Annotated in this window: 27 protein-coding genes; 24 read left to right on the top strand and 3 right to left on the bottom strand. The window is 47.8% G+C overall.

Annotated features, from left to right (window positions below):
* The first annotated feature begins 9 nt into the window (after nucleotides 1–9).
* The 8 genes from ruvB (at nucleotide 10) to L7E55_RS17645 (ending at nucleotide 7,280) form a co-directional block, all read left to right on the top strand.
* Nucleotides 10–1,038 (top strand): Holliday junction branch migration DNA helicase RuvB, encoded by a 1,029-nt coding sequence (gene ruvB, locus L7E55_RS01860; protein ID WP_277442283.1) that lies wholly within the window; start codon nucleotides 10–12, stop codon nucleotides 1,036–1,038.
* 70 nt (nucleotides 1,039–1,108) lie between these two features.
* Entirely contained in the window at nucleotides 1,109–1,774 is a 666-nt protein-coding gene (locus L7E55_RS01855; protein WP_277442282.1) for a hypothetical protein, read from the top strand.
* A 35-nt stretch (nucleotides 1,775–1,809) separates the two neighbouring features.
* Nucleotides 1,810–2,898: a ferredoxin oxidoreductase gene (locus tag L7E55_RS01850; RefSeq protein WP_277442281.1), complete on the top strand. Its 1,089-nt coding sequence runs from the start codon at nucleotides 1,810–1,812 to the stop codon at nucleotides 2,896–2,898.
* Nucleotides 2,899–3,464: 566 nt separating this feature from the next.
* Nucleotides 3,465–4,385: a hypothetical protein gene (locus L7E55_RS01845; protein WP_277442279.1), complete on the top strand. Its 921-nt coding sequence runs from the start codon at nucleotides 3,465–3,467 to the stop codon at nucleotides 4,383–4,385.
* Between the two features lie 868 nt (nucleotides 4,386–5,253).
* Nucleotides 5,254–6,039 (top strand): thiamine pyrophosphate-dependent enzyme, encoded by a 786-nt coding sequence (locus L7E55_RS01840; RefSeq protein WP_420851989.1) that lies wholly within the window; start codon nucleotides 5,254–5,256, stop codon nucleotides 6,037–6,039.
* Nucleotides 6,032–6,595: a 2-oxoacid:acceptor oxidoreductase family protein gene (locus L7E55_RS01835; RefSeq protein WP_277442278.1), complete on the top strand. Its 564-nt coding sequence runs from the start codon at nucleotides 6,032–6,034 to the stop codon at nucleotides 6,593–6,595. The genes L7E55_RS01840 and L7E55_RS01835 overlap by 8 nt, the downstream gene beginning before the upstream one ends.
* Before the next feature lie 46 nt (nucleotides 6,596–6,641).
* Nucleotides 6,642–6,884 carry a 4Fe-4S dicluster domain-containing protein gene (locus tag L7E55_RS01830; protein WP_420851994.1) on the top strand — a complete coding sequence of 81 codons (243 nt, stop codon included), beginning with the start codon at nucleotides 6,642–6,644 and terminating at the stop codon, nucleotides 6,882–6,884.
* A 204-nt stretch (nucleotides 6,885–7,088) separates the two neighbouring features.
* Nucleotides 7,089–7,280 (top strand): sigma factor G inhibitor Gin, encoded by a 192-nt coding sequence (locus tag L7E55_RS17645; RefSeq protein ID WP_420851988.1) that lies wholly within the window; start codon nucleotides 7,089–7,091, stop codon nucleotides 7,278–7,280.
* On the opposite strand, the gene L7E55_RS01825 is transcribed toward L7E55_RS17645, so the two are convergent.
* Nucleotides 7,232–7,516 carry a hypothetical protein gene (locus L7E55_RS01825; RefSeq protein WP_277442276.1) on the bottom strand — a complete coding sequence of 95 codons (285 nt, stop codon included), beginning with the start codon at nucleotides 7,514–7,516 and terminating at the stop codon, nucleotides 7,232–7,234. The genes L7E55_RS17645 and L7E55_RS01825 overlap by 49 nt on opposite strands.
* Nucleotides 7,517–7,707: 191 nt before the next feature.
* Here L7E55_RS01825 and L7E55_RS01820 point away from each other — a divergent pair, with 191 nt between their 5' ends.
* From L7E55_RS01820 to rsmI, 6 genes are all read left to right on the top strand, one after another.
* A complete protein-coding gene (locus L7E55_RS01820) occupies nucleotides 7,708–9,165 on the top strand; it encodes an aminotransferase class I/II-fold pyridoxal phosphate-dependent enzyme (RefSeq protein ID WP_277442275.1) in 1,458 nt (485 codons plus the stop codon).
* Between the two features lie 34 nt (nucleotides 9,166–9,199).
* The gene (locus tag L7E55_RS01815; protein ID WP_476747914.1) at nucleotides 9,200–9,880 is read left to right on the top strand and encodes a dTMP kinase; all 681 of its coding nucleotides are present in this window, start codon (nucleotides 9,200–9,202) and stop codon (nucleotides 9,878–9,880) included.
* A 158-nt stretch (nucleotides 9,881–10,038) separates the two neighbouring features.
* A complete protein-coding gene (holB, locus tag L7E55_RS01810; RefSeq protein ID WP_277442272.1) occupies nucleotides 10,039–11,067 on the top strand; it encodes a DNA polymerase III subunit delta' in 1,029 nt (342 codons plus the stop codon).
* Entirely contained in the window at nucleotides 11,055–11,930 is an 876-nt protein-coding gene (locus L7E55_RS01805) for a PSP1 domain-containing protein (RefSeq protein WP_277442271.1), read from the top strand. Before holB ends, L7E55_RS01805 begins: the two co-directional genes overlap by 13 nt.
* On the top strand, nucleotides 11,931–12,272 hold the full coding sequence (locus L7E55_RS01800; protein ID WP_277442270.1) for an initiation-control protein YabA: 342 nt from the start codon (nucleotides 11,931–11,933) through the stop codon (nucleotides 12,270–12,272).
* A 26-nt stretch (nucleotides 12,273–12,298) separates the two neighbouring features.
* The gene (gene rsmI, locus L7E55_RS01795) at nucleotides 12,299–13,156 is read left to right on the top strand and encodes a 16S rRNA (cytidine(1402)-2'-O)-methyltransferase (protein ID WP_277442269.1); all 858 of its coding nucleotides are present in this window, start codon (nucleotides 12,299–12,301) and stop codon (nucleotides 13,154–13,156) included.
* Nucleotides 13,157–13,272: 116 nt separating this feature from the next.
* On the opposite strand, the gene L7E55_RS01790 is transcribed toward rsmI, so the two are convergent.
* A complete protein-coding gene (locus L7E55_RS01790) occupies nucleotides 13,273–13,527 on the bottom strand; it encodes an AbrB/MazE/SpoVT family DNA-binding domain-containing protein (RefSeq protein ID WP_277442268.1) in 255 nt (84 codons plus the stop codon).
* Between the two features lie 259 nt (nucleotides 13,528–13,786).
* Between L7E55_RS01790 and metG the strand changes: the two genes are divergently transcribed.
* From metG to L7E55_RS01755, 7 genes are all read left to right on the top strand, one after another.
* Complete coding sequence (metG, locus tag L7E55_RS01785) at nucleotides 13,787–15,337, top strand: methionine--tRNA ligase (RefSeq protein ID WP_277442267.1); 1,551 nt, start codon at nucleotides 13,787–13,789, stop codon at nucleotides 15,335–15,337.
* Entirely contained in the window at nucleotides 15,337–16,143 is an 807-nt protein-coding gene (locus tag L7E55_RS01780) for a TatD family hydrolase (protein WP_338091145.1), read from the top strand. Before metG ends, L7E55_RS01780 begins: the two co-directional genes overlap by 1 nt.
* 183 nt (nucleotides 16,144–16,326) lie before the next feature.
* Nucleotides 16,327–16,860 carry a cob(I)yrinic acid a,c-diamide adenosyltransferase gene (gene cobO / locus L7E55_RS01775; RefSeq protein ID WP_277442266.1) on the top strand — a complete coding sequence of 178 codons (534 nt, stop codon included), beginning with the start codon at nucleotides 16,327–16,329 and terminating at the stop codon, nucleotides 16,858–16,860.
* Nucleotides 16,861–16,891: 31 nt separating this feature from the next.
* Nucleotides 16,892–17,356: a UPF0158 family protein gene (locus tag L7E55_RS01770; RefSeq protein WP_277442265.1), complete on the top strand. Its 465-nt coding sequence runs from the start codon at nucleotides 16,892–16,894 to the stop codon at nucleotides 17,354–17,356.
* 222 nt (nucleotides 17,357–17,578) lie between these two features.
* Nucleotides 17,579–18,562, top strand: coding sequence for a 3D domain-containing protein (locus L7E55_RS01765; protein WP_277442264.1), 984 nt, complete (start codon nucleotides 17,579–17,581; stop codon nucleotides 18,560–18,562).
* A gap of 209 nt (nucleotides 18,563–18,771) precedes the next feature.
* The gene (gene rsmA / locus L7E55_RS01760; protein ID WP_277442263.1) at nucleotides 18,772–19,656 is read left to right on the top strand and encodes a 16S rRNA (adenine(1518)-N(6)/adenine(1519)-N(6))-dimethyltransferase RsmA; all 885 of its coding nucleotides are present in this window, start codon (nucleotides 18,772–18,774) and stop codon (nucleotides 19,654–19,656) included.
* 292 nt (nucleotides 19,657–19,948) lie between these two features.
* The gene (locus L7E55_RS01755; RefSeq protein WP_277442262.1) at nucleotides 19,949–20,419 is read left to right on the top strand and encodes a ribonuclease H-like YkuK family protein; all 471 of its coding nucleotides are present in this window, start codon (nucleotides 19,949–19,951) and stop codon (nucleotides 20,417–20,419) included.
* Nucleotides 20,420–20,616: 197 nt separating this feature from the next.
* On the opposite strand, the gene L7E55_RS01750 is transcribed toward L7E55_RS01755, so the two are convergent.
* Nucleotides 20,617–21,414 carry a glycosyltransferase family 2 protein gene (locus tag L7E55_RS01750; RefSeq protein ID WP_277442261.1) on the bottom strand — a complete coding sequence of 266 codons (798 nt, stop codon included), beginning with the start codon at nucleotides 21,412–21,414 and terminating at the stop codon, nucleotides 20,617–20,619.
* 137 nt (nucleotides 21,415–21,551) lie between these two features.
* Between L7E55_RS01750 and yabG the strand changes: the two genes are divergently transcribed.
* The 3 genes from yabG to L7E55_RS01735 all read left to right on the top strand — a co-directional run bounded on the left by yabG (nucleotide 21,552) and on the right by L7E55_RS01735 (nucleotide 24,121).
* Nucleotides 21,552–22,445, top strand: coding sequence for a sporulation peptidase YabG (gene yabG, locus L7E55_RS01745; protein WP_277442391.1), 894 nt, complete (start codon nucleotides 21,552–21,554; stop codon nucleotides 22,443–22,445).
* A gap of 65 nt (nucleotides 22,446–22,510) precedes the next feature.
* Nucleotides 22,511–23,002 carry a hypothetical protein gene (locus tag L7E55_RS01740; RefSeq protein ID WP_277442259.1) on the top strand — a complete coding sequence of 164 codons (492 nt, stop codon included), beginning with the start codon at nucleotides 22,511–22,513 and terminating at the stop codon, nucleotides 23,000–23,002.
* A 129-nt stretch (nucleotides 23,003–23,131) separates the two neighbouring features.
* Complete coding sequence (locus tag L7E55_RS01735; protein WP_277442258.1) at nucleotides 23,132–24,121, top strand: zinc-dependent alcohol dehydrogenase family protein; 990 nt, start codon at nucleotides 23,132–23,134, stop codon at nucleotides 24,119–24,121.
* Nucleotides 24,122–24,189: the final 68 nt, after the last annotated feature.

The raw sequence follows: 24,189 nt of genomic DNA, 5'->3' as shown, positions 1-24,189 counted from the left end.
GTGAATTTTTTGACGCGGCTCCGTTTAATCGATACTAATGAGCAGCCCGGCGAGGAAAAGTTTCAGTGGTCGCTCAGACCGGATAAATTATCCGACTACATAGGCCAGAAAGATTTGCTTACCCGCCTGGGCATTTCGATAAAAGCGGCGAAAAAGAGGGGCGAACCGATAGACCATGTTTTGCTTTACGGCCCGCCGGGCTTGGGGAAAACAACCTTAGCTCATATTATCAGCAATGAAATGTCATCCAATATTATTTGCACCTCCGGTCCGGCCATTGAGCGGAGCGGGGACCTGATGGGCATACTGACAAACCTGCAGTACGCGGATGTCTTGTTTATTGATGAAATACACCGGCTGCCCCGGCCGGTTGAAGAATTTTTATACTCCGCGATGGAAGACTTTAAAATAGACTTTGTCGTGGATAAAGGGCCGTTCGCCAAGACCATCAAGGTAAATATCAAACATTTTACCCTGGTGGGAGCAACTACAAGGGCCGGTCTTTTGTCGTCACCTTTGCGTGACCGCTTTGGCATCCTGCATCATGTCGATTTTTATTCAACGGAAGAATTAGGCGAGATAGTAAAAAGGTCGAGTTCAATACTCAACGTGCCTGTTGATGAGAAAGGAGCTCTGGAAATCGCCAGGCGCTCCAGGGGTACGCCCAGGATTGCCAACAGGCTCTTAAGAAGAGTGAGGGATTATGCTGAAGTAATCGGCGACGGCTCGATAAATGAAGAAATAGCGATAAAATCTCTCGGGTTGGAAGGTATCGACCCGGAAGGCCTTGACGGAATGGATAAATCATACCTGAAAACGATAATCGAGAATTATCAAGGCGGTCCGGTTGGTATAGAGGCAATTGCCGCTACGCTTAATGAGGAAGTGGATACCCTGCAGGATATGGTAGAGCCTTTTTTGCTGAAAACCGGGTATATCAGCAGATCGCCGTCCGGACGCAGGGTTACTCACAAAGCTTATCAGCATCTTGGTGATAGCGGGATATTAATCCAAAGTAGTGGACAAATTAAAATTTGAAAGGAGCGAAAACCTGGTGGCAAGGGGCGGTTGGGGGTAGTGATGCATTTGAGGCCAGGTGAGCATAATAATGTCGAGGCGAATAGTGGAGGCGTATACCGGCGAGTATGCCGGGGGTAAAAGTGAGAATGCTTTAAACCGGGCTTTGGCGCTGGCCCGCCAGGGCAGGATGGTTACCCTGGTCGACCTGGATATCGTCGAGCCGGTTTACACCTTGCGGCCAATCCAGGAAGAATTAAAAGCCCTGGGCATCAATGTTATAGCTTGGAAGACTAAGGAAACCGTCGGGCTTGGTGAGGCCGGCACAACTTTAAAACCGGGCGCCAGGTGGGCGCTGCGGCATGAAGGTGATATCATCCTGGACATCGGTTACGGTGTGGAAGGCACCAGGACACTGAATTTATTGGAGGGCGCCATGACCGACCCGGATTTGCAGGTGATCGCCGTGATCAATATCTCGCGCCCCATGACGGCCGGAGTCGAAGATATTGTGGAGCATGTCAGGGAGATGGGCAGGGTCGACGGGCTGCTGAACAATACCCACCTCGCCGATGAAACCACGCCAGAGGTGGTTCAGAAAGGCGCGCGGGTGGTTGCGGAGGCTGCCAGCTATCTTGGTCTGCCGGTAGTGGCGACTGCCGCCGTGACAAGTATAGCTGAAGAAATCGGTGATGTCGACTGCATGGGCAATCCGGTCCGCGTTTTGACAAGGTACATGCAGAAGGCGTTTTGGTGATTTATTAACGGAAACTGACCGAAGGGGGATCACTAGTGTCGAAAAAAATAGTTGAGCAGGAAAAAAAGGCGTTTATGACCGGCAACGAGGTGGTTGCCTGGGCCGCGCTGGCCGCCAAGGCCGACATCATGTATGGCTACCCGATTACGCCGCAGAACGAAATCATGCACTATTGGACAAGACTGGCGCCCAAATATGACAAAAAATTTTTACAAACGGAAGATGAACTTTCAGCCGGTTTTACCACCATCGGCGGCGTTATGGCCGGGCGCAAAGCTTTTACAGCCACCGCCGGGCCGGGCAACACCCTGATGCAGGAACCGATGTCCATGGCTGAAATGATGCGTTTGCCTACTGTATTGATTATCCAGCAGAGAGGCGGCCCGTCCACGGCCACAGTGATTTACTCCCAGCAGGAAGTGACTATGACCACTATCGGCGGTAACGGAGAGGGTATGCGCATTGTTTACTCTACATCCAGTCACCAGGAGCTATATGATTATACAATCAAGGCTTTTAATACGGCGTGGAAATACCGCTTTCCCACTTTCGTGCTGGGGGACGGTTACCAGGCCAAAATGCGCGAGTCGCTGACGCTTTATGACCCGGAAGCACGGGGCATCGAGTTGATTCCCCCCGAGCCTTATGTCGGCAAGGAAGGAGTGCCCGGGAAGGACAGGCCTCCCGCCCATTTCAGGAATACCTACAATATGGAGGAAGAACTCTACGAATTAGTCATGGACGCTCTACAGGACTATGAAAAGATCAGTCCGGAGGTGGCCGAGTACCATGCTTTCGGCATTGAAGACGCTGAACTGGTGATTGTCGGGCACGGCATTGTCTACCGCGCGATCAAAGCGGCCGTGGAAGCCATGCGGGAAAAGGGTTTGCGAGTCGGTTATTTCCGCCCGGTGACCTTGCGTCCGCTGCCTGTTCCGCAAATTAAAGAATTGATGGCAAGCAATAAACAGATATTGCTGATGGAATCCTCGTACGGTCAACTTTCCAGGTTGTTTAAAGATGTTGCTTATGGTTCGCCTGCCAAGATTAATACGTTTTTCAAACCAGGTATGGGAATAACCGCTGAAGAGGTGGAAGCCGCGGCGATGGAGATCCTTAAATAAAAAACAGGAGTCAGAATTCAGGAGTCAGGAGTCAGAATAAAAATTTCTGATTAACGACTCCTGTTTTTTTATTTGTATAAGAAATTATGCTTTTCGAGAATTGTGGATAAGTGACCTTTGGGGATACATAAGCGGCGATTTTGAGGCCTAATTCAAAGAGCAAGAAGCCCGAGGATAAGTGAGGGAACTGTTTGAGGCGCAAAGCGCCGAGTTTTGACCGAACCCGAGGGCGATAGAGATCGTACATTTATAGGGGCCGAATATGAGTTGCATTGTATACCCAAAGGTCGCCAACTACGAATTTGTTCCGATGCTAAAACATTAAAGTATTCTTTAAATGATGTTATTAACAATTATGTGGACTTAATATGGTTTAGTTGGAAGGGATTTGTTATTTAATGTCGAAGAATTTAACCCATTATAAAGGAAGTTTATTATTCTTGGAGGTTTTTCTATGGATGATTTTTCTTGGGCAGAAGCTACTTTAAATACACTTGATCTTTATTTTGGATCAATTAAACCCTAGGATTGATGCTAGTATTAATGCTTCCCAGGAAGAAATTAGGTTGCAACTTTTAAAATATGAAGAAGTTGTTGATTTGGCGAGTGATATTATTCGTGAAAAACGTTTACTACCTGGCGATAGGATAATTACATGTATTATTGATGGAAAACATGTTGTTTTAGAGGGTAACCGGCGTGTTTGTGCTTGTCAAATGCTCCTCAATCCAACACTTGTACCTCTAGAGTATAAGAAGCGTTTTCCAAAAGCGGATAGCGAGGAACTCATATTAAATATCAGCCAAATAAAAGCTGATGTGGCTCCAAATCGCAATATGGCAGAAAATGTACTAACAAAGCGTCATACAGAACCCGGAATCCAAAAATGGTCTCCCATTGCCAAAATGAGGAGAGCTGCGAGATGGTTTAACCATGGTGAAACAATTAACGAAATAGCATCGAGATTAGGTGCATCAAAGCCGAATGTACGCCGAAATGTACGCGATTATCATTTACTTAAATATGCCTTAGATTTGCCTGGGTGGACACAGGAAGAGATAGACATACTAAAAGATGAAAAATTAACTGTTAACCCATATACCCGCTTTTTTACGTTGTCTGGTGTTAAAGAATTATTAAAATTATCATTTAATGAAAGAGAATATCCAGAATCAGGTCTTCCGAAAAAAATATTTGATGATTTAATAAAATGTATTACTAAGGCATTTTTGCTTCCATTGTCTGATACTGGAAAACCATGGGCAAATACTAGGACAACACCTGAAGAGTTGTTTAATAATTACCCAGAATTATCAAATTATAAGTTGAGCTTAAACAAAACATTAGATGATTCATCTGAAAACGAAAATCCTAAAATTACAGAGAATCTACGGACTCAAGACGAGCAAAACTTACAGGCAGGTTCTATTCAGCAAAATGAATCTATTTCTAAAAATAATGAAATAAATAAGCTGTTTCGGACATAAAAGCCGAACCCCCGCCCGAAGGTGGAGGTCGACGCTCAGATAAAGCTCTGAGCAGGCGTCCGCTATTTATAGTATATACTATTGTATTGTAAAAAAGAAGGTGTCTTGATACCTGCCGTACATGAATTATTTGACATTAATTAGATAATTCCTTCTTCATACAGAAAATTTTTATAAATAATTCTTAATCTCAGCCGATCGACTTTCACTGGCACCGGCGCTGGTACCATGTGACTAACTGCACCTTGAAGGAGTACATGCTTCCACGGCTGCATTACCGAAAGCCAAGACTACCACGTTACCGGTGCGAGACGTAGCAAGGGCTGGTATGTGATTTGGTGAAGGACCAATTACGGTTATGAAGTAAAGAAAGGATAGCCAGATTATGAAAAAGAATTGTCAGACGTGTAAATGTGCTAAAAAATCTCTGAAAAATAAATACCCAAAGTAAAAGGTATTCGCGATAGCGGTAAGCTAGGGTTGTCCCTGGCTTTTTTTAATTGCTTAAGAAATTACGCTCCTTGCAATTTGTGGACAAGTGACTTTTGGGTATATATAAGCGGCGATTTTGAGGCATTATTCAAAGAGCGGACGAGCCCGAGGATAAGTGAGGGAACTGTTTGAGGCGCAAAGCGCCGAGTTTGACCGAACCTGAGGGCGATAGAGCTCGTACATTTATAGGGGCCGAACATGAGGCGCGTTATATACCCAAAGGTCTCTAATGGTAAAATTAATTCTTAAATCTTAATTCTGACACCTGACTTCTGAATTCTCCAAAATTCTTTCACAAGTCACAGTATAAGCTGTCCGCCAGCCAGGTAAAATATGATTATTCGGTAATAATACCACTTGAGGGCGGTGCTGTGGATTGTCGGTAAATAATTCTTGCGCTATAGAGCCCGTCATGCCTCAAAGCTGGCGGGCAGATACTAAACCCCACAAGTTTTGCCCGGGTTGCGGCCACGGCCTGGTTTTAAAATGCCTGGGACAGGCTATTGATGAACTGGGTATCCAGGGGAGAACGGTGTTCGGGTGCGATATTGGCTGCTCTTTGCTGTCATGGGACTTTTTTAACCTGGATTCCATCCAGACTCACCACGGGCGAACCACACCCGTGGTAACCGGCATCAAGCGGGCCAGACCGGAATTGATCTGCATAGCTTACATGGGTGACGGGGGAGGTTACTCGATAGGCGTGCAGCACCTCATCAGCGCGGCCGCGCGCGATGAGAAAATCACCGCCATTTTGGCCAACAACACTCAGTATGCGATGACCGGCGGACAAATGGCGCCAACTACCATGCCAGGGCAAAAAACAGAAACCACCCCTTACGGGCGTGATCCTGAAACTACCGGATACCCGCTGCACGGCCAGGAAATGGTCGCGTCCGTCAGCAGGGAAGGGGCTTATGTGGCGCGGGGCAGCATCGCCAACCTCCGCCAGTTGAAAAGCTTCATTAAAAAAGCGCTGGAAAATCAGATGATGGAGATTGGTTTTTCTTTTGTTGAGGCTCTTTCCGCCTGCCCTACCAACTGGCGTACCAACGCCGCGGAAACGTGGGATTTTATCGAAGAGAAAATGCCGGTTTATTTTAAGGTGGGTGAAACGAAGACGCCGGCAGTCGGTCAGGAGGGGGCTCGGCTAAATGGATAAAACTATGAAGATTGTGCTGGCCGGTGAAGGTGGCCAGGGAGTTCAGTCAGTAGCTGAGATTATCGCGGAAGCGGCAAATGAGGAAGGTAAACAGGCCTTGTATATTCCTAATTTCGGTGTGGAACAGCGCGGCGGGGTGTCAGTGGCCTATGTTCAGATTAGTGACGGCAATATCGGCGCGCCAAAATTTCAGACCGGCGATATCGTGGTGGCTCTCAGTGACCGCGCCGTGCGCCGCACGGCTAATTATGCAGGCCCCGATACCACTTTTGTCTATGAGCGCGGGATCGAGGGTATTGAAGGTGAACTGCCCCAAAAAGCAGGCAGAATCTTGCCCATACCGGCTATCGATGTAGCTAAAAACGAATTTCACCCCAGGGTGTTCAACATTATCATCATGGGAGCGGTTATCGGCGCTACTGGTGTAATATCCCTGGATCAGGCCAAAGCTGCCGTCGAAAAAAAGCTGGGTTATAAATTTGAAAAGCAGCCGAGATTGCGTGATTTGAATTTTAAAGCAATGGAGCGGGGCGTTGAACTGGTAGCCGAGGCTTGAAAGCCGGATATCGAAAGATTGTAAGGAAAGGAAGTTAACCATGACTATGGAATTTCAACCGAGCACTCAGGAAACGGAAAAAGGATTTTTTACACTTTTCCCTGGTTTATGCAAAGGCTGCGGGTTATGCATTGAAAAATGCCCAAAAAAGTCCCTGGACTGGTCCAACGTGCTAGGTGTTTACGGCACACCGTCGGTCCGGGCAAACAACGACTGTATTGCCTGTGGGATTTGCCAGAACGTTTGCCCGGACTGTGCCATACATATAGAAAAAAAGGTGAAGCATTAAACCCTTATTCAACGGTGCCCACTATTATACAAAAATTACAAAAACCTGCCACCCCCATTGAGATGGCAGGTTTTGAATTATAATATTTTATTAACAATCCGATGTAAGCTTAAAGGTCACCTAAGAATAATTAAATGCATATTTTATTAAATAATTTTTATTTATTCGTTACGTTATCTGAGGAAACTTAGAAGGGATGGAAAGATGGTCAACATTTCACCAATATGTATTATTTGCCGGCAAGCGCTGCAAGAGGGTGAGCAGTCGCTTTTTATCACCGGTCATAATATCTGTTTCAACTGTGAAAATAAAATCATGGCCTTATCCGCGGATAACCCGGATTATGATTATTTTATCAAAGGGTTAAAAAAAATTTGGTGTTTTCCTAAAGTCTGAGCTTCTGCCAACTCTTGTTTCTTTTTAGCAAGGCGTAGCCTCCTGTGAAGCAGTTCGATGTCTTGTTTAATTAAATAGATAGTGGAGAGCTTAACACCGGTCCGGTCAGCAATTTCTTGATCGGAAAGACCGAGTTTAAATGCCTTGATTAATCTGCCAACATTGGTGCGATACTTTTTTGACAGGGATTTTTCATCGACTTTCGATTTAATATTCCCGGCCGTGGCTGTCCACACCCTTTCTTTAATGTTGTTTAAAAATATTTTGACCAGGAATCAGTTATCTATGAGCTAAAACTATTGGGAATAACTATGCCTAAACTTGGTAAGGCGGAGACAGTTATGCTAAAATAGTTAATTAGTATAACTTGTGTTTTCCTGCGAAATAATGGTTTGGTAAATTTGTCAGTTATCAATTAGCTTGGAGGTTGTCAACCATTAACGGGCAAAGTGACGCTCCCCTTTTTGAAGCATTACAAGTCTATGCCGGGAAACAAGCGGCAAATTTTCATATGCCTGGGCACAAGCAAGGCCGGGGTCTGTCCGGGGAACTGTCATCTCTTGAAGGACAGGCTTTGTTCGCATTGGATTTGACGGAGATACCGGAGCTGGACGACTTGCATAACCCGCGGGGAGTGATTGCCCGGGCTCAGGAGTTGGCGGCCCGGGCTTATGGAGCCGCTAAGAGTTTTTTTCTGGTAAACGGCACTACGGTGGGAATTCATGCTTTACTAATGGCGGTGGGAGAACGGGGGAGCGTAATTGTTCCCAGGAACGCCCACCGCTCCGTAATGGGCGGTTTAATTTTGTCCGGCGCCGACCCGGTGTATGTAATGCCCGGAATAATTAATGAGTTTGGAATTGCTTCAGGCGTTTCGCCCGGGCAAATAAATCAGGCGCTGGAAGCGAACCCCGGCGCCGCGGCAGTTCTGACAGTACGCCCGAACTATTACGGGGTTGCGGATGACTTAGCCGGGCAGGTCCGGGTGTCTCACGCCGCCGGCAAACCGCTTTTCGTTGATGAGGCGCATGGCGCCCACCTGCGGTTTCACCGCGGGTTGCCGGGTGACGCCATGGCGTCGGGCGCCGATGCTTCCGTGCAGAGCACCCACAAAATGGGCGGCTCGTTAACCCAGAGTTCGCTGTTGCACCTGAGCGGCAGGCTTCTTGATGCCGGCGCGGTGGCCGGCGCGCTGGATTTATTACAGACCACCAGCCCGTCTTATCTTCTGATGGCTTCACTTGACCTGACCAGGCGGCAACTGGCCTTAACCGGCGAAGACTTGTTGGAAAGGACCTTGAGACTGGCGAACAAAACAAGAAAGCGACTGTCCGGTATCAACGGACTGGAGGTTTTATCAGAAGAGTACCTGGCCGGCGGCAGTCAATCTCTTGATTCGACTAAACTGGTCGTATCGGTTAGAGGTTTGGGCCTGACCGGTTATCAGGTCGGCGAATTGTTATCCAGTCGCTACAATATTTATATTGAAATGGCCGACCAGGTCAATATTGTCGCATTTTTGTCACCCGGCAGCGCGACGGCGGAGTGCGACGCCCTGGTCTTTGCTTTGTCGGAGATAGCGCAGCGGGACAAGCTTGTCGCAGCGCCTGTCAACTTGCCCGAAATACCGGCTTGTCCGGTCGTCAGAATGAAGCCTAGGGACGCCTGGTTTGCTCCGGTCCGAAGGATTGCGACGGCAGAAGCCCGCGGCAGGATATCCGCCGAGATGGTGGCGGTTTACCCGCCGGGTATTCCTGTACTGTGTCCGGGAGAAGAAATAACTCCCGGAGTCTATGATTACCTGGAGGCGGTAAGAAAACTTGGACTGCCTTGCCAGGGACCGTCCGACCAGACGTTAAAAAGTATTAAAGTTGTGGTAGAATAACATATAGGGAAAGCAAGGGGGCTGTGCGGAAGCAATTATGAAAGGGAAACTCATAGCTTTAGAAGCGGGCGACGGAAGCGGCAAGGGTACCCAGGCTGAAAAACTGTACAAGCGGTTGACGGCGGAGGGTTATCATACAAAAAAAGTTGAGTTTCCAAATTATGGGAGCGGTTCTTCGGCCTTAATTAAAATGTACTTAAACGGTGAATTCGGCAGTGATCCGAATGAAGTGAATCCTTATATCGCGTCCACATTTTATACTGTTGACCGGTATGCCTCGTATAAGAAAGAATGGGAAGAATTCTATAATAAGGGCGGTATTATTATCGCCGACCGCTATACGACGGCGAATATGGTTCATCAAGCGGCGAAAATAACTAACGATATTGAAAGAGAAAATTATATCAACTGGTTGTTGCATTTTGAGTTCACCTTATTTCAGCTCCCGGCACCCGATTTAGTCATTTTTTTGGATATGCCGCCGGAGTATAGCAGAGTGCTTATCAACGGCAGGGTTAACAAGCTGGGTGAAGAAGAAAAAGATATCCATGAACGAAATTATGAATATATCGTAAAATCGTACCACAATGCCCGCAAAATCGCTGAGCGGCATAAATGGCGCCGGATTAATTGCGTAGCCGGCGGGCGGCTAAGAGATATTGAGGAAATTCACAAGGAAATCTATCAAGTAGTCAGGGATATTGTTCTTGTTTAGGAATGTTGTTACTATTCAAGTAGTCAGTAGTCAGTAGTCAGAATTCAGTAGGGTTCTTGCATTCCTTTAAGGTTTTTTAACCCTTGAGTTATACCCTAAGATTATTCTGACTCCTGACTCCTGACTCCTGACTACTTTATTATGATAGGAGTTTTGCAATGCTTCTCCTGAGAGAAATAACCGGGCACGAACAGATTATCCGGGCTTTGCTTAACGCTCTTCTATATGACAGGGTGGGCCATGCCTATTTATTTGCGGGGCCGGAAGGAGTAGGCAAGGCGACAACCGCCCTGGCGTTTGCGCGGTCACTGCTCTGCGCCGGTCCGGACAAGGGTGACGCCTGCGGGTCATGCCGGGCATGCCGGCAGTTTGAGCACGCCAATCACCCGGACCTTCACTGTGTGCGGCCGGAAGGCTCATCAATAAAGATTGAACAGATACGTGGAATACAGCGCAAGGTAATGTTTCACTCATATCAGGGCGGGCGAAAAGTAATTATAATTGAGCAGGCTGAAGCAATGACCTCCGAAGCTGCCAACTGCCTGTTAAAAACACTTGAGGAACCGCCTGACGAAACAGTTTTTATCCTGCTGACAGCGTTGCCGCAGATATTGCCTTCTACCGTTTTGTCGCGCTGCCAGCAGTTTAATTTCAAGTTAATTCCTTTTAATCAACTTAATTCGCTTTTATACAACCGGCATGGGCTGGCGCGGGATGAAGCCGGGCTGCTGGCCGCTCTATCCGGCGGCAGCCTGGGCAAGGCGCTTGCTTATGCTTCAGGTTCCTTTCAAAAAGAGCGGGATGCCGCTCTCCGGTTGACTGTTTTATTGAAGGAAGCGGGTGCTCTGGAGGCTTTGGAAGAAGCGGAGAAAGTGTCCAAGAACAGGGACAACGCTTTGGGTTTATTGGAAATGCTGGCGTGTTGGTTCCGGGATCTTTTAGTTTGGAAAGAGACAGGCGAAGCAAGACTTTTATTTAACCCCGACCAGATTATTGCGTTGGAAAAAGAGACTGGTTATTTTGAAACCGGGCGTCTAGTGGAAATAATAGAAGATATTACAAAGGCAAAGACTAAAGTCCTGGGCAACGCAAATACAAGACTGGTTCTTGAGGCATTATTTTTGCGCCTGGCCGGGGGGATTAGCGGCACACAAACAGATTGGGAGGTTTACCAATGGGACTGCTAGTGGTAGGGGTGCGTTTTAAAAAGGCTGGGAAAGTATACTTTTTTGACCCCGCTGGAAATATGTTGACACAAGGTGACGGAGTAATAGTCGAAACCGCCAGAGGTATTGAATACGGTCAGGTGGTGGCCGGTCCCATGGAGGTGGAAGAAGATGAGATGGTTGCTCCTCTGAAAATGGTAATCCGCAAAGCTGATGAAACTGATCTTCGCCAGGTATCAGTAAACAAAGAAAAAGAATGCAGGGCTTTTCAGGTCGGGCTGGAGAAAATATCAGCCCATAAGCTGCCGATGAAACTTGTCGGTGTTGAACAAACCTTTGATGGAAATAAAATAATTTTTTACTTTACCGCCGAAGGAAGGATCGACTTTCGGGAACTGGTTAAAGATTTGGCTTCTGTTTTCCGGACCAGGATTGAATTAAGACAGATTGGCGTGCGGGACGAGGCAAAGATGGTCGGCGGACTTGGCTGCTGCGGCAGGGAACTCTGCTGCTCAGCCTGGCTGTCTGATTTTGTGTCGGTGTCGATCAGAATGGCGAAGGACCAAAACCTTTCTTTAAACCCGACTAAAATTTCAGGTATCTGCGGCAGGCTGATGTGCTGCCTGAAATATGAAAATGAGTGTTACGAACACGCCAAGGAGGAGTTTCCGGAGATTGGGACATGGGTGATAACGCCTGATGGAGAAGGAAAAGTGGCGGGTGTTAATATCTTTAAAAAGGGCCTGAGCGTGGAGCTAAAGGAAAGTAAAATCGTGAAGGAATACCAGAACGGGGAAATAACTTTGAAAAACAGTCCAGCCTGCAACTGCCAGACGGATGAAAAAAAGAAGTGCGCCGGAACACTGGATGGGGAGAGTGTTTAGTTGCAATCTTTTTTTAAAATAATAAAAGATATGGAAACCAAACTGCATGCTCTTTTAGCGGAAATGCAAGAGATAAAACAGAAAGCGCATGAGTTGGAAGAGGAAAATGCCCAGCTGAGAAAGAGGCTGGCTGCCGCCTGCCGGGAAAGAGGCGTTGTTTGCGCGGAGCAGGGTGAAGCGGAGAAAACAGGCGAGGGTTTTATTAACCTTCTGGAGCTTTATGATCAAGGTTTTCATGTATGCAATTTAAACTTCGGAGGCAGGCGAACGGCGGGGTGTCTTTTTTGTATGGCTTTTTTAAGAAAGGAGCATGAACCGGGCGCGAAGCGAACGGAAGGTTAAAATGTCGCAGAGGTGAATTTTGGGCTATGGAACAAAGAGGGACGCTGTATCTTTGCGCTACTCCCATCGGCAATTTGGAGGATATCACGTTGAGAGCCTTACGGGTATTGCGTGAAGTTGATTTAATCGCGGCCGAGGATACGCGCCACACGCGCAAGTTGCTGAGCCATTACGATATCCACACCCCGCTGACCAGCTACCATGAGCATAACCGCCAGAAAAAAGGAGAATATCTCCTAAATCTGCTTGCCGCGGGCAAAAAGATTGCCCTGGTATCCGATGCCGGCATGCCGGGTATCTCGGACCCCGGCACTGAATTGGTGGCGTCGGCGCTGGAAAATAACCAAAAGGTGGTTCCGGTGCCCGGTCCCAGCGCGGGCATCACCGCGCTGGTTGTGTCAGGACTGCCTGCCGGCGCTTTTGCTTTTGAAGGCTTTTTGCCGGCAGCCCGGAAGGCGCGGCGGGACAAGCTGGCCGCTTTGTCGCGTGAGCCGAGAACACTGATTTTTTATGAAGCGCCACATCGTTTGACGGCAACTCTGATTGATTTTCGGGAGATTATTGGAAACCGCCTGATGGTGGCTGCAAGAGAACTGACCAAACAGCACGAAGAAGTGGTAAGGGGTACGGTGGACGAGGTGCTGGAACATTTCCGGGGGAAAGAGCCCAGGGGAGAATTTTGTCTTGTTCTGGCCGGCGCCACGGGTGAGCGGTTGGAGGTGGCTGAAACAATACAGGTTTCTCTGGAACCGGCTGAGCATGTCGCCCGGCTTGAAGCGGAGGGCGCCGGGCGAAAGGAAGCCATTCGCGAGGTTGCCCGCATACATGGCTTGCCAAGGAGGGAGGTTTACCAGGCGGTGGTATCAAAAAAACAAACTAAGTAGCTGAAGAGATATTGGTTTTACTTTTCAGTCACTTAGTTATTTAACAGCTTGTACTATAAAACTCGTCGCAACTGTCTTTTTAAATGGATAGCAGTAATTGTGTCATTTCCTGATTCTTAGATAGCCTGGGTATTTTCGAACATGCTTACCGCGCATTCACGGCAGACCAGCTTGCCGCGGTAATGCTGCACGTCGGATGCGTTGCCGCAGAAAACACAGGCGGGCTCGTACTTCTTCAGGATAATCTTTTCCGCGTCGACGTAAATTTCCAGCGCGTCCTTCTCATCAATTCCCAAAGTCCGCCTTAATTCGATAGGAATAACCACCCGTCCCAGTTCGTCAACTTTCCTTACAATACCTGTGGATTTCATTGCTACCTCCTCCTTTTTTCTATATAATGCAACAAAAACCTTAAGATTGCATAGCTAAATGGTACCAATGATGTCATTAAAAGTCAACCAGCATTTTATAATTTTTTACATTTTTTTTGCTTGATAACAAGATTTGAGTAAACTTGACAAGTTGCTATTTATCCTGCTAAAATCAGTATAAAAATTCCGCCCTTGTCATGCAAAACGGGGTGCGGGTTTTTTTGTTGATTTGTTCTTGGAGAATCAGGGAGGAAGGATCATGGAAAAAGGAACATTTTATATTACCACGCCAATTTACTACCCGAGCGATAATCTGCACATCGGCCACGCATACACCACCGTAGCCGCGGACACTATGACACGCTTTAAAAAAATGACGGGTTATGACACTTGGTTCCTGACAGGATCTGACGAACACGGTCAAAAAATTGAACGGGCCGCCAAGTCTAAAGGGGAGACTCCGCAGGAGTATGTGGATAAGATTGTAGCCGGTTTTAAAAATCTCTGGAGCCGGCTGGAAGTGAGTAATAACGACTTTATCCGCACCACCGAGCCGCGCCATAAAAAGGTGGTATCGGAAATATTTCAAAAGCTTTATGATCAGGGTGATATTTACAAGGCCGGCTATGAAGGGTGGTATTGCACACCGTGCGAAACATTCTGGACAGAGGCGCGGCTGGTTGAAGGAAATTGTCCTGACTGCGGCCGTCCGGTGGAAATGGTCAGTGAGGAGAATTACTTTTTCCAGATTTCCAAATACGCTGACCGGTTGCTTCAATATATAGATGAACACCCCGATTTTATCCAGCCGACCTCCCGGCGGAACGAAATGGTAAGCTTTATCAAAAGCGGCTTGGAAGACCTTTGTGTATCCAGGACCACCTTTGACTGGGGTATACCGGTTCCTTTTGATCAGAAAAATGTTATCTATGTATGGATTGATGCTCTTACCAACTACATTTCCGCCCTCGGCTACGGGAGCGAGGATGACAGCTTGTTTAAAAAATATTGGCCGGCTAATGTGCACTTGATGGCTAAAGACATCATCCGGTTCCACAGTATTATCTGGCCGGCAATTCTAATGGCGTTGGGGATCGAACTGCCGAAAAAGGTGGTAGGCCACGGCTGGATCCTTTTGGACAGTGGAAAAATGTCTAAATCCAAGGGCAATGTGGTTGATCCGCTGGCGCTAATCGACAAATACGGTGTCGACGCCATCCGTTATTACCTGCTTCGCGAGTTGCCGTTCGGTTCAGATGGGTACTACAATGAGGATTTGCTCGTGGAGCGCATCAACAAGGATTTGGCCAATGACTTGGGCAACCTGGTCAGCCGGTCGGTGGCAATGGTAGAAAAATATTTTCAGGGGACAGTTCAGGCGCCTGTCGCTTCTGAAGAACTAGACAGGGAACTAATTGATTTGGCCGAACAGACCCCCGCCATTGTTGAAGAGCTTATGGAAAAAATGGAGCTGTCCAACGCGCTGGCCGCGATTTGGCGTCTGGTCGGCAGAGCCAACAAGTACGTGGATGAAACAGCTCCTTGGGGATTGGCCAAGGATCCCGCCATGCAGGAGCGGCTTGCCACGGTGTTATATAATCTCGCCGAAAGCCTGCGGTTTATTGCCATCATGGTTTCTCCTTTTATGCCGTTGATGCCGGGCAAGGTCTGGGCGCAACTTGGCATTGAAGACCGGCCTGAACTCGCGACTTGGGAGTCACTGGTTTGGGGTAAGCTGCCCGCAGGTACGACAGTGAAAAAGGGGCAGGCCTTATTCCCGCGCATCGACGTGAAAAAAACAAAGGAATGATGTTTGTGATCTTGTTTGATACACACGCCCATTTGGACTTTGAGGATTTCGACGCCGACCGCGATGAAATGATCGAGCGGGCTCGCGACGCTGGAGTTGTAAATATAATCAACGTCGGTTTTGAACTTGATTCTTCCCGCAAAGCCCTGCAAATGTCGGAAAAGTATGATTTGGTTTACGCCGCGGTGGGAGTACACCCCCATGTCGCCGGTGAGACAACGTCCGATTACCTTGAGCAATTGGAAAAGCTGGCGATTCACCCTAAAGTCGTGGCGTTGGGTGAAATGGGTCTGGATTATTTCCGGAACCTTTCCCCTGTTCCGGAACAAAAGAAGGTGTTCCGGGGGCAACTGTCTCTTGCCAAGAGGCTTGACTTGCCCGTGATCATTCACGACCGGGAGGCCCACGGTGACACGATGGATATTTTACGTAACGACGGCCCTTTCCCCGCGGGTGGGGTAATCCATTGTTACTCCGGTAGCTGGGAGATGGCCAAGGAATGTATCGCAATGGGATTTTACATCTCCATAGCCGGGCCGGTGACATTCCCCAAATCCGCCAGATTAAAAGACGTGGCTGCCCGCGTGCCTCTGGACCGCCTCGTGGTGGAGACCGACGCGCCTTACCTTACCCCCGTGCCGAACCGGGGTAAGCGAAACGAGCCTGCTAACGTAAGACATACTTTGACTGAAATAGCTGCGCTCAGAAAGGTAGCAGCTGATGAATTGGCAAAAATTTGCACTGATAACGGCAGAAAGTTATTCCGCTTGGAAACCGCCGGCATCAAGGAAAACGCTGCTTCATAAATCCGGGCGAACTTACCTCAACACATGCAGTTGACAATGCATGGACATTCATATTATTATTTCATTAAAAAGAGGAATATGGGTAAAAGAATCCTGATGAGCTTGATGTTTTCCCAGGGGAAGTGTATATGCCCTGGGAAATGTTATTTATTAAGGTCCATTGCCGGAGGAGGATTTTAATGGATGGACAGGGAGAAAGGGCTGCTTCTGGTAAACACGGGCGACGGCAAAGGCAAAACAACTGCCGCGCTTGGGATGGCCCTGCGAGCCTGGGGTCAGGGCATGAAGGTGCTGATACTCCAGTTTATCAAGGGTGACCGGCGGTCAGGAGAGATCAGGGCAGTGGAAAAGCTTGGGCCGGGTTTTGAAATATGGCCGATGGGTAAAGGGTTTATTCACAATAACGGTGAAGAATTTCCGGACCGGCATAGCCGCGCCGCCCGGGAAGCATTGAATGTAGCGGTGAACGAAATGAACTCCGGGAAATATGACCTGATCATCCTGGACGAAATATTATACGCGTTACATTATGGCCTGGTTTCCATCGAAGACGTGCTGGCCTTAATCGCAGGGAAGCCGGAGCGGCTGCACCTCATGCTTACCGGACGTTACGCGCCTCCCGAGATAATCAGACAAGCGGACCTGGTTACCGAAATGAAAGAAATAAAGCACCCCTTTACAAAAGGTGTCTACGCTCAGATGGGTATTGAATATTAGAATATAGAATAGATGTCAAGGAGGATTATATATGCGCCAGGTACTGGTGAATATGTCTTGGATTGTTAACGCTTTTGAAAACAGCAGCGGGCATTCTGAATACTATCTTGACATGCAGACTGGCGATGTAAAGTTTTTTTCTCCAATGGATTTTCCTGAACATGTTACAGTTATGGAAAAGCTTGATAAGCAGCCGGACAGATTCATCAAACTGCCAAAAAGGGACATGGATTTCTGTTTAAAAGTCAAGCAGGAATATGCTTCTATCGTAGAGGATCCTTATTTGAAAGGATTGCTGGAAAAAGCTATAGACGGACAGGAAGAGCAAAAGTACCGGAACATACTAATGGAGTTTGAAGAGGCGAGACGGCGATGGTATAGTTTTGAAAACGACAAGTATGAGGAATTTCTGTTAGACTGGTTTCGACAAAAGGGAATAGAATTGATTGACAAACCGCCCGTCAACAACCTAGAATATAACAAAAAGAAGAAATAAACCCACCGGGTGGATAACCCGGTTTTTTTGTCATTATTAGCTATAATCTTACAAAAAATAAACCTATCCAGAGCATACTGCATATAGTAAAATAATACAAGGCAAAATCATTTTATAATAAAAAAAATAACCATTGCTGCTGCGGTTATACCGCAAAGTGATAATTTTTCCAGTGCTGATAATTTTGCTTTATTGCCATACTAAATGAAAAGGGGGCAATAAATGAGTAGCAAAGAGAAAACGGTGCACCGGGACCGGGCGGCTTTGCTTAAGGGACCTGTTTTGATTGCTGTGGCGGTTGTTATTTTATTAAGCTGTTATGCCTGGGCAAAAAAAACAGTAGTTGTGGATATTGACGGCAGCCAGACAACAGTGAAAACTTTTTCCTTTACGGTTGGCGGTTTGCTGAAGTCGCAAAAAATCGCCTTGCTGGAAAAAGATGAGGTGTCTCCGCCTCTTGCATCCACGTTGAAAAAAGGCATGATTGTGACAATAAAAAGGGCGACGGATCTGACTATTGCCGTGGATGGCAGTGAGATTCCCGCCAGAACCATGACAAGAAAAGTTGAAGATGCGCTTTTAGAATACGGAATTAGCCTAGGTCCGGAAGATGAGGTTGAACCGGCTAAAGACAGCCCGGTCAACCCTGGGATGACTGTTAAGGTGGCCAGGGTTAAAACTGAAAGCCTGACATGCGACGCTCCAATTGATTATGAGACTAAAAAGCAGTATACGGTTAAGCTGCCGGGTGGGGAAAGCCGTGTAGCGCAAGAAGGCAAAGAAGGGACGGAGCGTCAGACCTGGCAGGTTACTTTTAAAGACGGGAAGGAAGTTGACCGGCAGTTGGCCTCCCGGGAGGTGATTGAACCTCCGACTGATAAGATAGTCTTATACGGGAGCACCATGGTCGTATCCCGTGGCGGCGATAATATCCGGTATGCCCGTGTCCTGGATATGCTGGCATCAGCCTATACTTACACTGGTTATAACACCGCTTCAGGTGTCGCACCGAGTTATGGCGTCGCGGCTGTCGATACCAGCAGGATTCCGATGGGAACCAGATTATATGTTGACGGTTATGGATATGCCACTGCTCTTGACCGGGGAAGCGCAATACAAGGAAACCGGATTGACCTGTTTTTCGGATCATATAGTGAGGCTATGGGTTGGGGCTTAAGGTGGGTAAAAGTATATGTGTTAGATTAAAAACAAAAGGCCGAAAGGCCTTTTTTGTTTTATGATTAGGGAATTATGCTTTTCGAAAAGTTTTATAAATGAGGGTTGCCAAAGAATAATTTGTTCAGTTTTATTTTTGTTTTATTAGAATTGGGAATAATAAAGAGGAAATGAGAGCAATTTGCCGAAAATATTTATCGGAGCCGGTTTTGGTGAAAGTTTACTCGGGAGGACACAGGTTGAAAGAAGTAGCGTCGCCTGCGGTAGTGCGGGATCTCCTCAGCCGCAATAAATTATCTTGCCGGAAGAGTTTAGGTCAGAATTTTTTGATTGACTCTAATATAATCAATAAAATCATTGAAGCGGCAGACTTGTCGGCCGGCGATCTGGTTGTGGAAATCGGCCCCGGGCTTGGCGCCTTGACTGCGAGAATTGCCCGCAGCGCCGGCAAGGTGCTGGCGGTAGAAGTGGACCGGGGTTTGTTGCCGCTGCTGGCGGAGGTAGTGGAAGGCGCCGGAGATGTGGAGATTATCCACGGCAACGCTCTTGAGATTGATTTTGACAATCTTGTTCTAATAAAAACCGGTGGACGGTTTGGCCGGGGGAGCGGGCAGTACAAACTAGTTGCCAACTTGCCGTATTATATTACCAGCCCGTTGCTCATAAATATTCTACAAGAGCGCTATAATTTATCCCGGATGGTTGTGATGGTTCAATCCGAAGTGGCTGACCGGCTCGGTGCCGCGCCCGGCACCAAGGATTATGGCGTGTTAAGCGTGATCGTGCAATATTTTACTGATGTAAAAGTCCTTTTCCGGGTTCCCAGAACTGTTTTCTATCCGTCACCGGCAGTGGATTCCGCTGTTGTGCGGCTTATATTACGGCCGCCGCTTGAACCGGTGCAGGATGAGAAAACCTTCTTCAAGGTTGTGCGGGCAGCTTTTGGCAAGCGCCGTAAAACCTTGCTGAACTCTTTGACGGATTCAGGGTTTGGTATAGAAAAGGAAGTATGGAGGGCGGTGCTGGAAAGTTCCGCTATCGATCCGGGACGGCGGGGTGAAACTTTGTGTCTGGCCGAATTTGCCCGTTTAACCGGTTGTTTGCGGGAAATCCAGGGTTGTTGAGATGAGCAGGGAAGTAGCACTTACGGCAATTAGGAACAATATGTTTAGATATGATTATTATAAAATTAGGGTACTGCTCCGGGGTCAGTAGTCAGTAGACAGTAGACAGTAGACAGGAGCCAGTAGTTAGTAGTCAGAATGAGTGAGCAGTTTATCGTCTTGAATTATTCTGAATGCTTCGATTATAAACTAGCGTAATTGCTCAAGGATCAGGAACCGGAATAAGGGTCATTATTCTGAATACTGACTACTGTGTACTGACTACTTGAATTTGACGGGTGAGGTAGTGACCATGTATTTTATAAGTCCTTCAAAGGGTCGTATGGATTTTGATGAAATGATGAACGACATAATTAATTATATTAAAGGCATACCCACCTCATCGTATAAGATCATTATCGGTTCAGACTCCCAGGTTAAAAGAGAAACTTCTTTTGTTACAGCCGTGATTGTGCACCGTCTGGGTAAAGGCGCCCGTTATTATTACCGCAAAAAAACACACCGGAAGATCAAAAGCCTCCGGCAGAAAATTTTTTATGAAACAGCGCTAAGCCTGGAACTGGGGGGAATGGTCAATAAATATTTCAGCAGCAGCGGGTTCGATGAATTAAACGTGGAAATCCACATTGACGTAGGCAACCACGGTGAGACTAAAAGCCTGATCCGCGAAGTGGTTGGCATGGTCACGGGAAGCGGCTTCCAGGCAAAAATTAAACCGGATGCTTATGGCGCTTCCAGTGTGGCTGATAAACATACAAAATAAATAGGAGTCAGAATTCAGGAGTCAGGAGTCAGAATGAGAGGAATTAGTTGGGGACATTCCTCTGACCCCAAAGTCAGGCTCCCAAGAGAGGTATGTCCCCTTTCCGTGATAGAAGTGGATGTCTTTGAAATCTGATGTTGTAATGAGCAAACTTAAGAATTGTGAAAGCAACTTATGGAGAGGGGCGTTGCGCCCCTCTATGTTTTTTCGCTGATACATTTTTCCAGGAGGTCCCAGCGCCTTTCCCGGTGGTATCCTATATATTCGATTCCTCCTCTGATCCTGCTGCGCTTTTTGTTTTTAAAGGCGCAGGAAGCTTCGATGCAGTCCCCAATGATCGTTTCGGCAATCAGTCTGGCATGGTTTTCGTTTTTTTCCGGTGAGCCCAGGTATTTATGACCGACTATCGTACCTATGTTTATTCGTAAATTATTCTTCGCCGCGAGTGCCAGGGAGACTGGTGGAATTGCCAGTTCCTTCAGCGGCACTAAGCTAAGGAAACGCCGGGACACAGCGTGTGGCCCATGGGAAGGGGAGGCGGCGCCGACCTTTTCTTCCAGACCGAGCTCCATGTTTAACCGCCGGCGCTCTTCAAGAAGGTGGGACGCCAGGGTTGACAGGCTTGCTTTGCCTTCATCCGGGTAACAGTCAGTTAACGACATGTCAAGGTTATAGGAGTTTACGTTTTCCAACAATTCACATAAGTTTTTTGATATATCCCCTTCCATATCCCCATCCAGAAATAGTATCGCGGCTGCACCCTTGTCACAGGCAATTTTAGCGCCCACCGCTCTAGGCACGTCTATACCCAGGGGTTCTGCAAAATACAACGGTAAAACCCGGGGAGACTTGATCTGACGGACATAATACGGGGAATCGTCAGTGCTTCCGTTAATCACCGGGATAATCAGATCAACAGGTGTGGCTAATAGTGTATCAATGGCTTTAATGATACGCTTCTCTTCATTGCGGGCTGGCACTACTGCGGCAAGCATTAATAACTCCCTTTCATGTTGTTTGATCTAATATATGGAAAAAGCCGGTGAAAGTTGCTTGGGGAATACACAAGTCGTGTTGCAACCGACATATTATATAAAAATGAAGCAAATGAATATTGGGGAGTTCGGGTATGATGGGAGAGATAAAGCAAGGTGATATAGTAGGTAGAAGGTCCTATAATTCCGATGTTTTTTTTAAGGTGGTAGATTTATACAGGCGCGAGGACGGGACCAAAATCGCGTATTTAAAAGGGCTTCAACTCAGGCTCTTCGCGAATGCCCCGGTGGATGACCTGATCAAAGTCGAACCGGGTGTTCTGGCCAGGCATTTGATGGAACAGACAAAGAGAAACAGCGAACACATGAAGCGCATTTTCAGCCGCCGGGTAAAAGAACGGGAAATCATTCTGGGCAGGGCTATTCCCGGGGACCGGAGCAAGGAACAGGAACAGGGTAAAATGGACGGTTATGATATTCCCGGAACTGTTTTGCACATCGACGGCGACAATGATTACCTGGAGCTTTGTTTAACAACATACAAGCAATTGAGCATCCCCGCCAACGGTTATTGTATCGATGAAGACAAACAACCTGCTTTAGTGGAAGAATTGCTAAAAAAACACAGCCCGGATTTGCTTGTGCTCACCGGGCATGATGGTTTTATCAAGGGCAAAGTGGATTTTAAGGATATAAACAACTATTACTCATCCAAATATTTCGTTGAAGCAATCAGGGCGGCCAGGCGCTATGAAAAGAGCAGGGATGATTTGGTTATCTTCGCGGGAGCCTGCCAGTCGCATTACGAAGCGATCCTGACTGCCGGAGCCAACTTCGCCAGCTCTCCCCAACGAGTGTTAATCCATGCGTACGATCCGGTCTTTGTCGTGGAAAAAATCGCTTATACGTCTATTTATGACCCGATTTCGATCAAGGATATCATTGCGGGAACGGTTACCGGCTTTGAAGGGATCGGCGGGATGGAAACACGCGGGAAATATCGCATGGGGATTCCGAAGTCACCTTATTAAGTTAGTGCCCTCTTATTATTAGCCTGCATATCATGTTGTAGGATCCAAAGGAGGGATTAAAGAAAATGGATAGATATTTTAACGCATTTAAAAAATATCGCGGGAAATTGCTCGGCTTAAAAAACGTTGTGGGTGTCGGAGTTGGCTATAAGAATGCTGGTGGGGATAACACCGGAAGTCCGGCTTATATCGTTTATGTTGAAAAAAAAGTGCACCCGTCAGATCTGTCCCGCAGTCACATTGTACCAAGGCAAATTGACGGTTTGGACACCGATGTAATCGAAATAGGCGTTGTCAGGATGTTGGGAGTGCGCACTTCACGTGAGCGGCCATGCCAGCCGGGAATGAGCATCGGCCATTACCAGTCCACCGCGGGTACTTTCGGGGCGGTGGTTAAAGACAAGAAGACCAATGAATTGATGTTGTTGTCCAATAATCACGTCCTGGCAAATGGCTCCAGTATTCAAGAGGCCAGGGCTAAGTTGGGCGATCCCATTTTGCAGCCCGGCGGTTGTGACACTACATGGAAAAGGAAAAGGGATTTCGCATGCAAATGAATGAGATTTTTGATAATATAATATAAAGTTTAGGGCTCAAAATCGCCCTAATGGCAAGCGCTACTCCAACTTTGCAACAGTATTGTCAATAAATAATAAAGTAAGAGGAAAAGGATTGAGGTGGTAGTAATGCGCGCGATGATCCTGGACGCGCCGGGCCGGCCTCTGCGCGAAATTGAGATGCCGGTACCCGAACCCGGACCGGAACAGGTTTTGATTAAAGTACATACCTGCGGGTTATGCCGGACCGACCTGCATATTGTAGACGGGGAATTAAAAGAGCCCGCGCTGCCCTTGATTCCCGGCCATCAGATCGTGGGTACGGTAGTGGCGGCCGGCGAGCGTGCCGGGCAATTTGCCGCGGGTGACCGGGTAGGGGTGCCATGGCTTGGTTCTACTTGCAACCATTGCCGCTACTGCCTCTCAGGACGGGAAAACCTGTGCGATAAGGCGCGGTTCACCGGGTACCAGATTAACGGCGGCTATGCAGAGTATACCGTGGCTGATTACCGGTTTTGCTTTCCCATACCTGAAGGCTATCCCGATCTGCAGGCCGCGCCTTTGCTCTGCGCCGGCTTGATCGGCTACCGTTCTCTGATGATGACGGGTGAGGCCGGACACCTCGGCATTTATGGATTTGGCGCCGCCGCCCACATCGTAGCCCAAGTAGCCCGCTACCAGGGCCGGAAGGTCTATGCCTTCACCCGGCCGGGTGACGTCGAAGCCCAGCGGTTTGCCCGCGACATGGGAGCTGTCTGGGCGGGGGACTGTAGGGAAGCGCCGCCGGAGGAACTGGACGCGGCTATTATTTTCGCTCCGGATGGCGCGTTGCTCCCAGCCGCGCTGCGTGCCACGGCGAAGGGTGGCGTGGTGGTCTGCGGTGGGATACACATGAGTGACATTCCCACGTTTCCGTATGAAATCCTCTGGGGCGAGCGAGTCGTGCGGTCCGTGGCGAACCTGACCCGCAGGGATGGAGAAGAGTTTTTGGCCATCGCCCCCAAGATTCCGGTACATACCGAGGTGCGGCCTTTCCCCCTCAGTGCGGCCAACGAAGCGCTCGACGCCTTGCGTGGCGGCAAAATCAGCGGCGCGGCCGTGCTGGTAGTGGACGGTTAATTATTCAATACATTTAACAAAATTCCTACAATATTTGATGATTATTTTCCATAAATTACTTCTCCGGC

It is taken from the genome of Pelotomaculum isophthalicicum JI, from assembly GCF_029478095.1.
Taxonomy (GTDB): Bacteria; Bacillota; Desulfotomaculia; order Desulfotomaculales; family Pelotomaculaceae; genus Pelotomaculum_D; species Pelotomaculum_D isophthalicicum.
This window is presented reverse-complemented; position numbering and strand designations above follow the sequence as displayed.

Bases quoted from the DNA above. Each gene is read 5' to 3' on its own strand.
- cobO (WP_277442266.1), top strand. From the start codon at position 16,327: ATGGACAGGGAGAAAGGGCTGCTTCTGGTAAACACGGGCGACGGCAAA.
- L7E55_RS01740 (WP_277442259.1), top strand. From the start codon at position 22,511: ATGGATAGATATTTTAACGCATTTAAAAAATATCGCGGGAAATTGCTC.
- L7E55_RS01855 (WP_277442282.1), top strand. From the start codon at position 1,109: ATGTCGAGGCGAATAGTGGAGGCGTATACCGGCGAGTATGCCGGGGGT.
- rsmI (WP_277442269.1), top strand. From the start codon at position 12,299: ATGGAACAAAGAGGGACGCTGTATCTTTGCGCTACTCCCATCGGCAAT.
- L7E55_RS01765 (WP_277442264.1), top strand. From the start codon at position 17,579: ATGAGTAGCAAAGAGAAAACGGTGCACCGGGACCGGGCGGCTTTGCTT.
- L7E55_RS01750 (WP_277442261.1), bottom strand. From the start codon at position 21,414: ATGCTTGCCGCAGTAGTGCCAGCCCGCAATGAAGAGAAGCGTATCATT.
- L7E55_RS01780 (WP_338091145.1), top strand. From the start codon at position 15,337: ATGTTTGTGATCTTGTTTGATACACACGCCCATTTGGACTTTGAGGAT.
- L7E55_RS17645 (WP_420851988.1), top strand. From the start codon at position 7,089: ATGGTCAACATTTCACCAATATGTATTATTTGCCGGCAAGCGCTGCAA.
- L7E55_RS01735 (WP_277442258.1), top strand. From the start codon at position 23,132: ATGCGCGCGATGATCCTGGACGCGCCGGGCCGGCCTCTGCGCGAAATT.
- L7E55_RS01835 (WP_277442278.1), top strand. From the start codon at position 6,032: ATGGATAAAACTATGAAGATTGTGCTGGCCGGTGAAGGTGGCCAGGGA.
- L7E55_RS01770 (WP_277442265.1), top strand. From the start codon at position 16,892: ATGCGCCAGGTACTGGTGAATATGTCTTGGATTGTTAACGCTTTTGAA.
- holB (WP_277442272.1), top strand. From the start codon at position 10,039: ATGCTTCTCCTGAGAGAAATAACCGGGCACGAACAGATTATCCGGGCT.
- yabG (WP_277442391.1), top strand. From the start codon at position 21,552: ATGGGAGAGATAAAGCAAGGTGATATAGTAGGTAGAAGGTCCTATAAT.
- L7E55_RS01830 (WP_420851994.1), top strand. From the start codon at position 6,642: ATGGAATTTCAACCGAGCACTCAGGAAACGGAAAAAGGATTTTTTACA.
- L7E55_RS01790 (WP_277442268.1), bottom strand. From the start codon at position 13,527: ATGAAATCCACAGGTATTGTAAGGAAAGTTGACGAACTGGGACGGGTG.
- metG (WP_277442267.1), top strand. From the start codon at position 13,787: ATGGAAAAAGGAACATTTTATATTACCACGCCAATTTACTACCCGAGC.
- L7E55_RS01805 (WP_277442271.1), top strand. From the start codon at position 11,055: ATGGGACTGCTAGTGGTAGGGGTGCGTTTTAAAAAGGCTGGGAAAGTA.
- L7E55_RS01755 (WP_277442262.1), top strand. From the start codon at position 19,949: ATGTATTTTATAAGTCCTTCAAAGGGTCGTATGGATTTTGATGAAATG.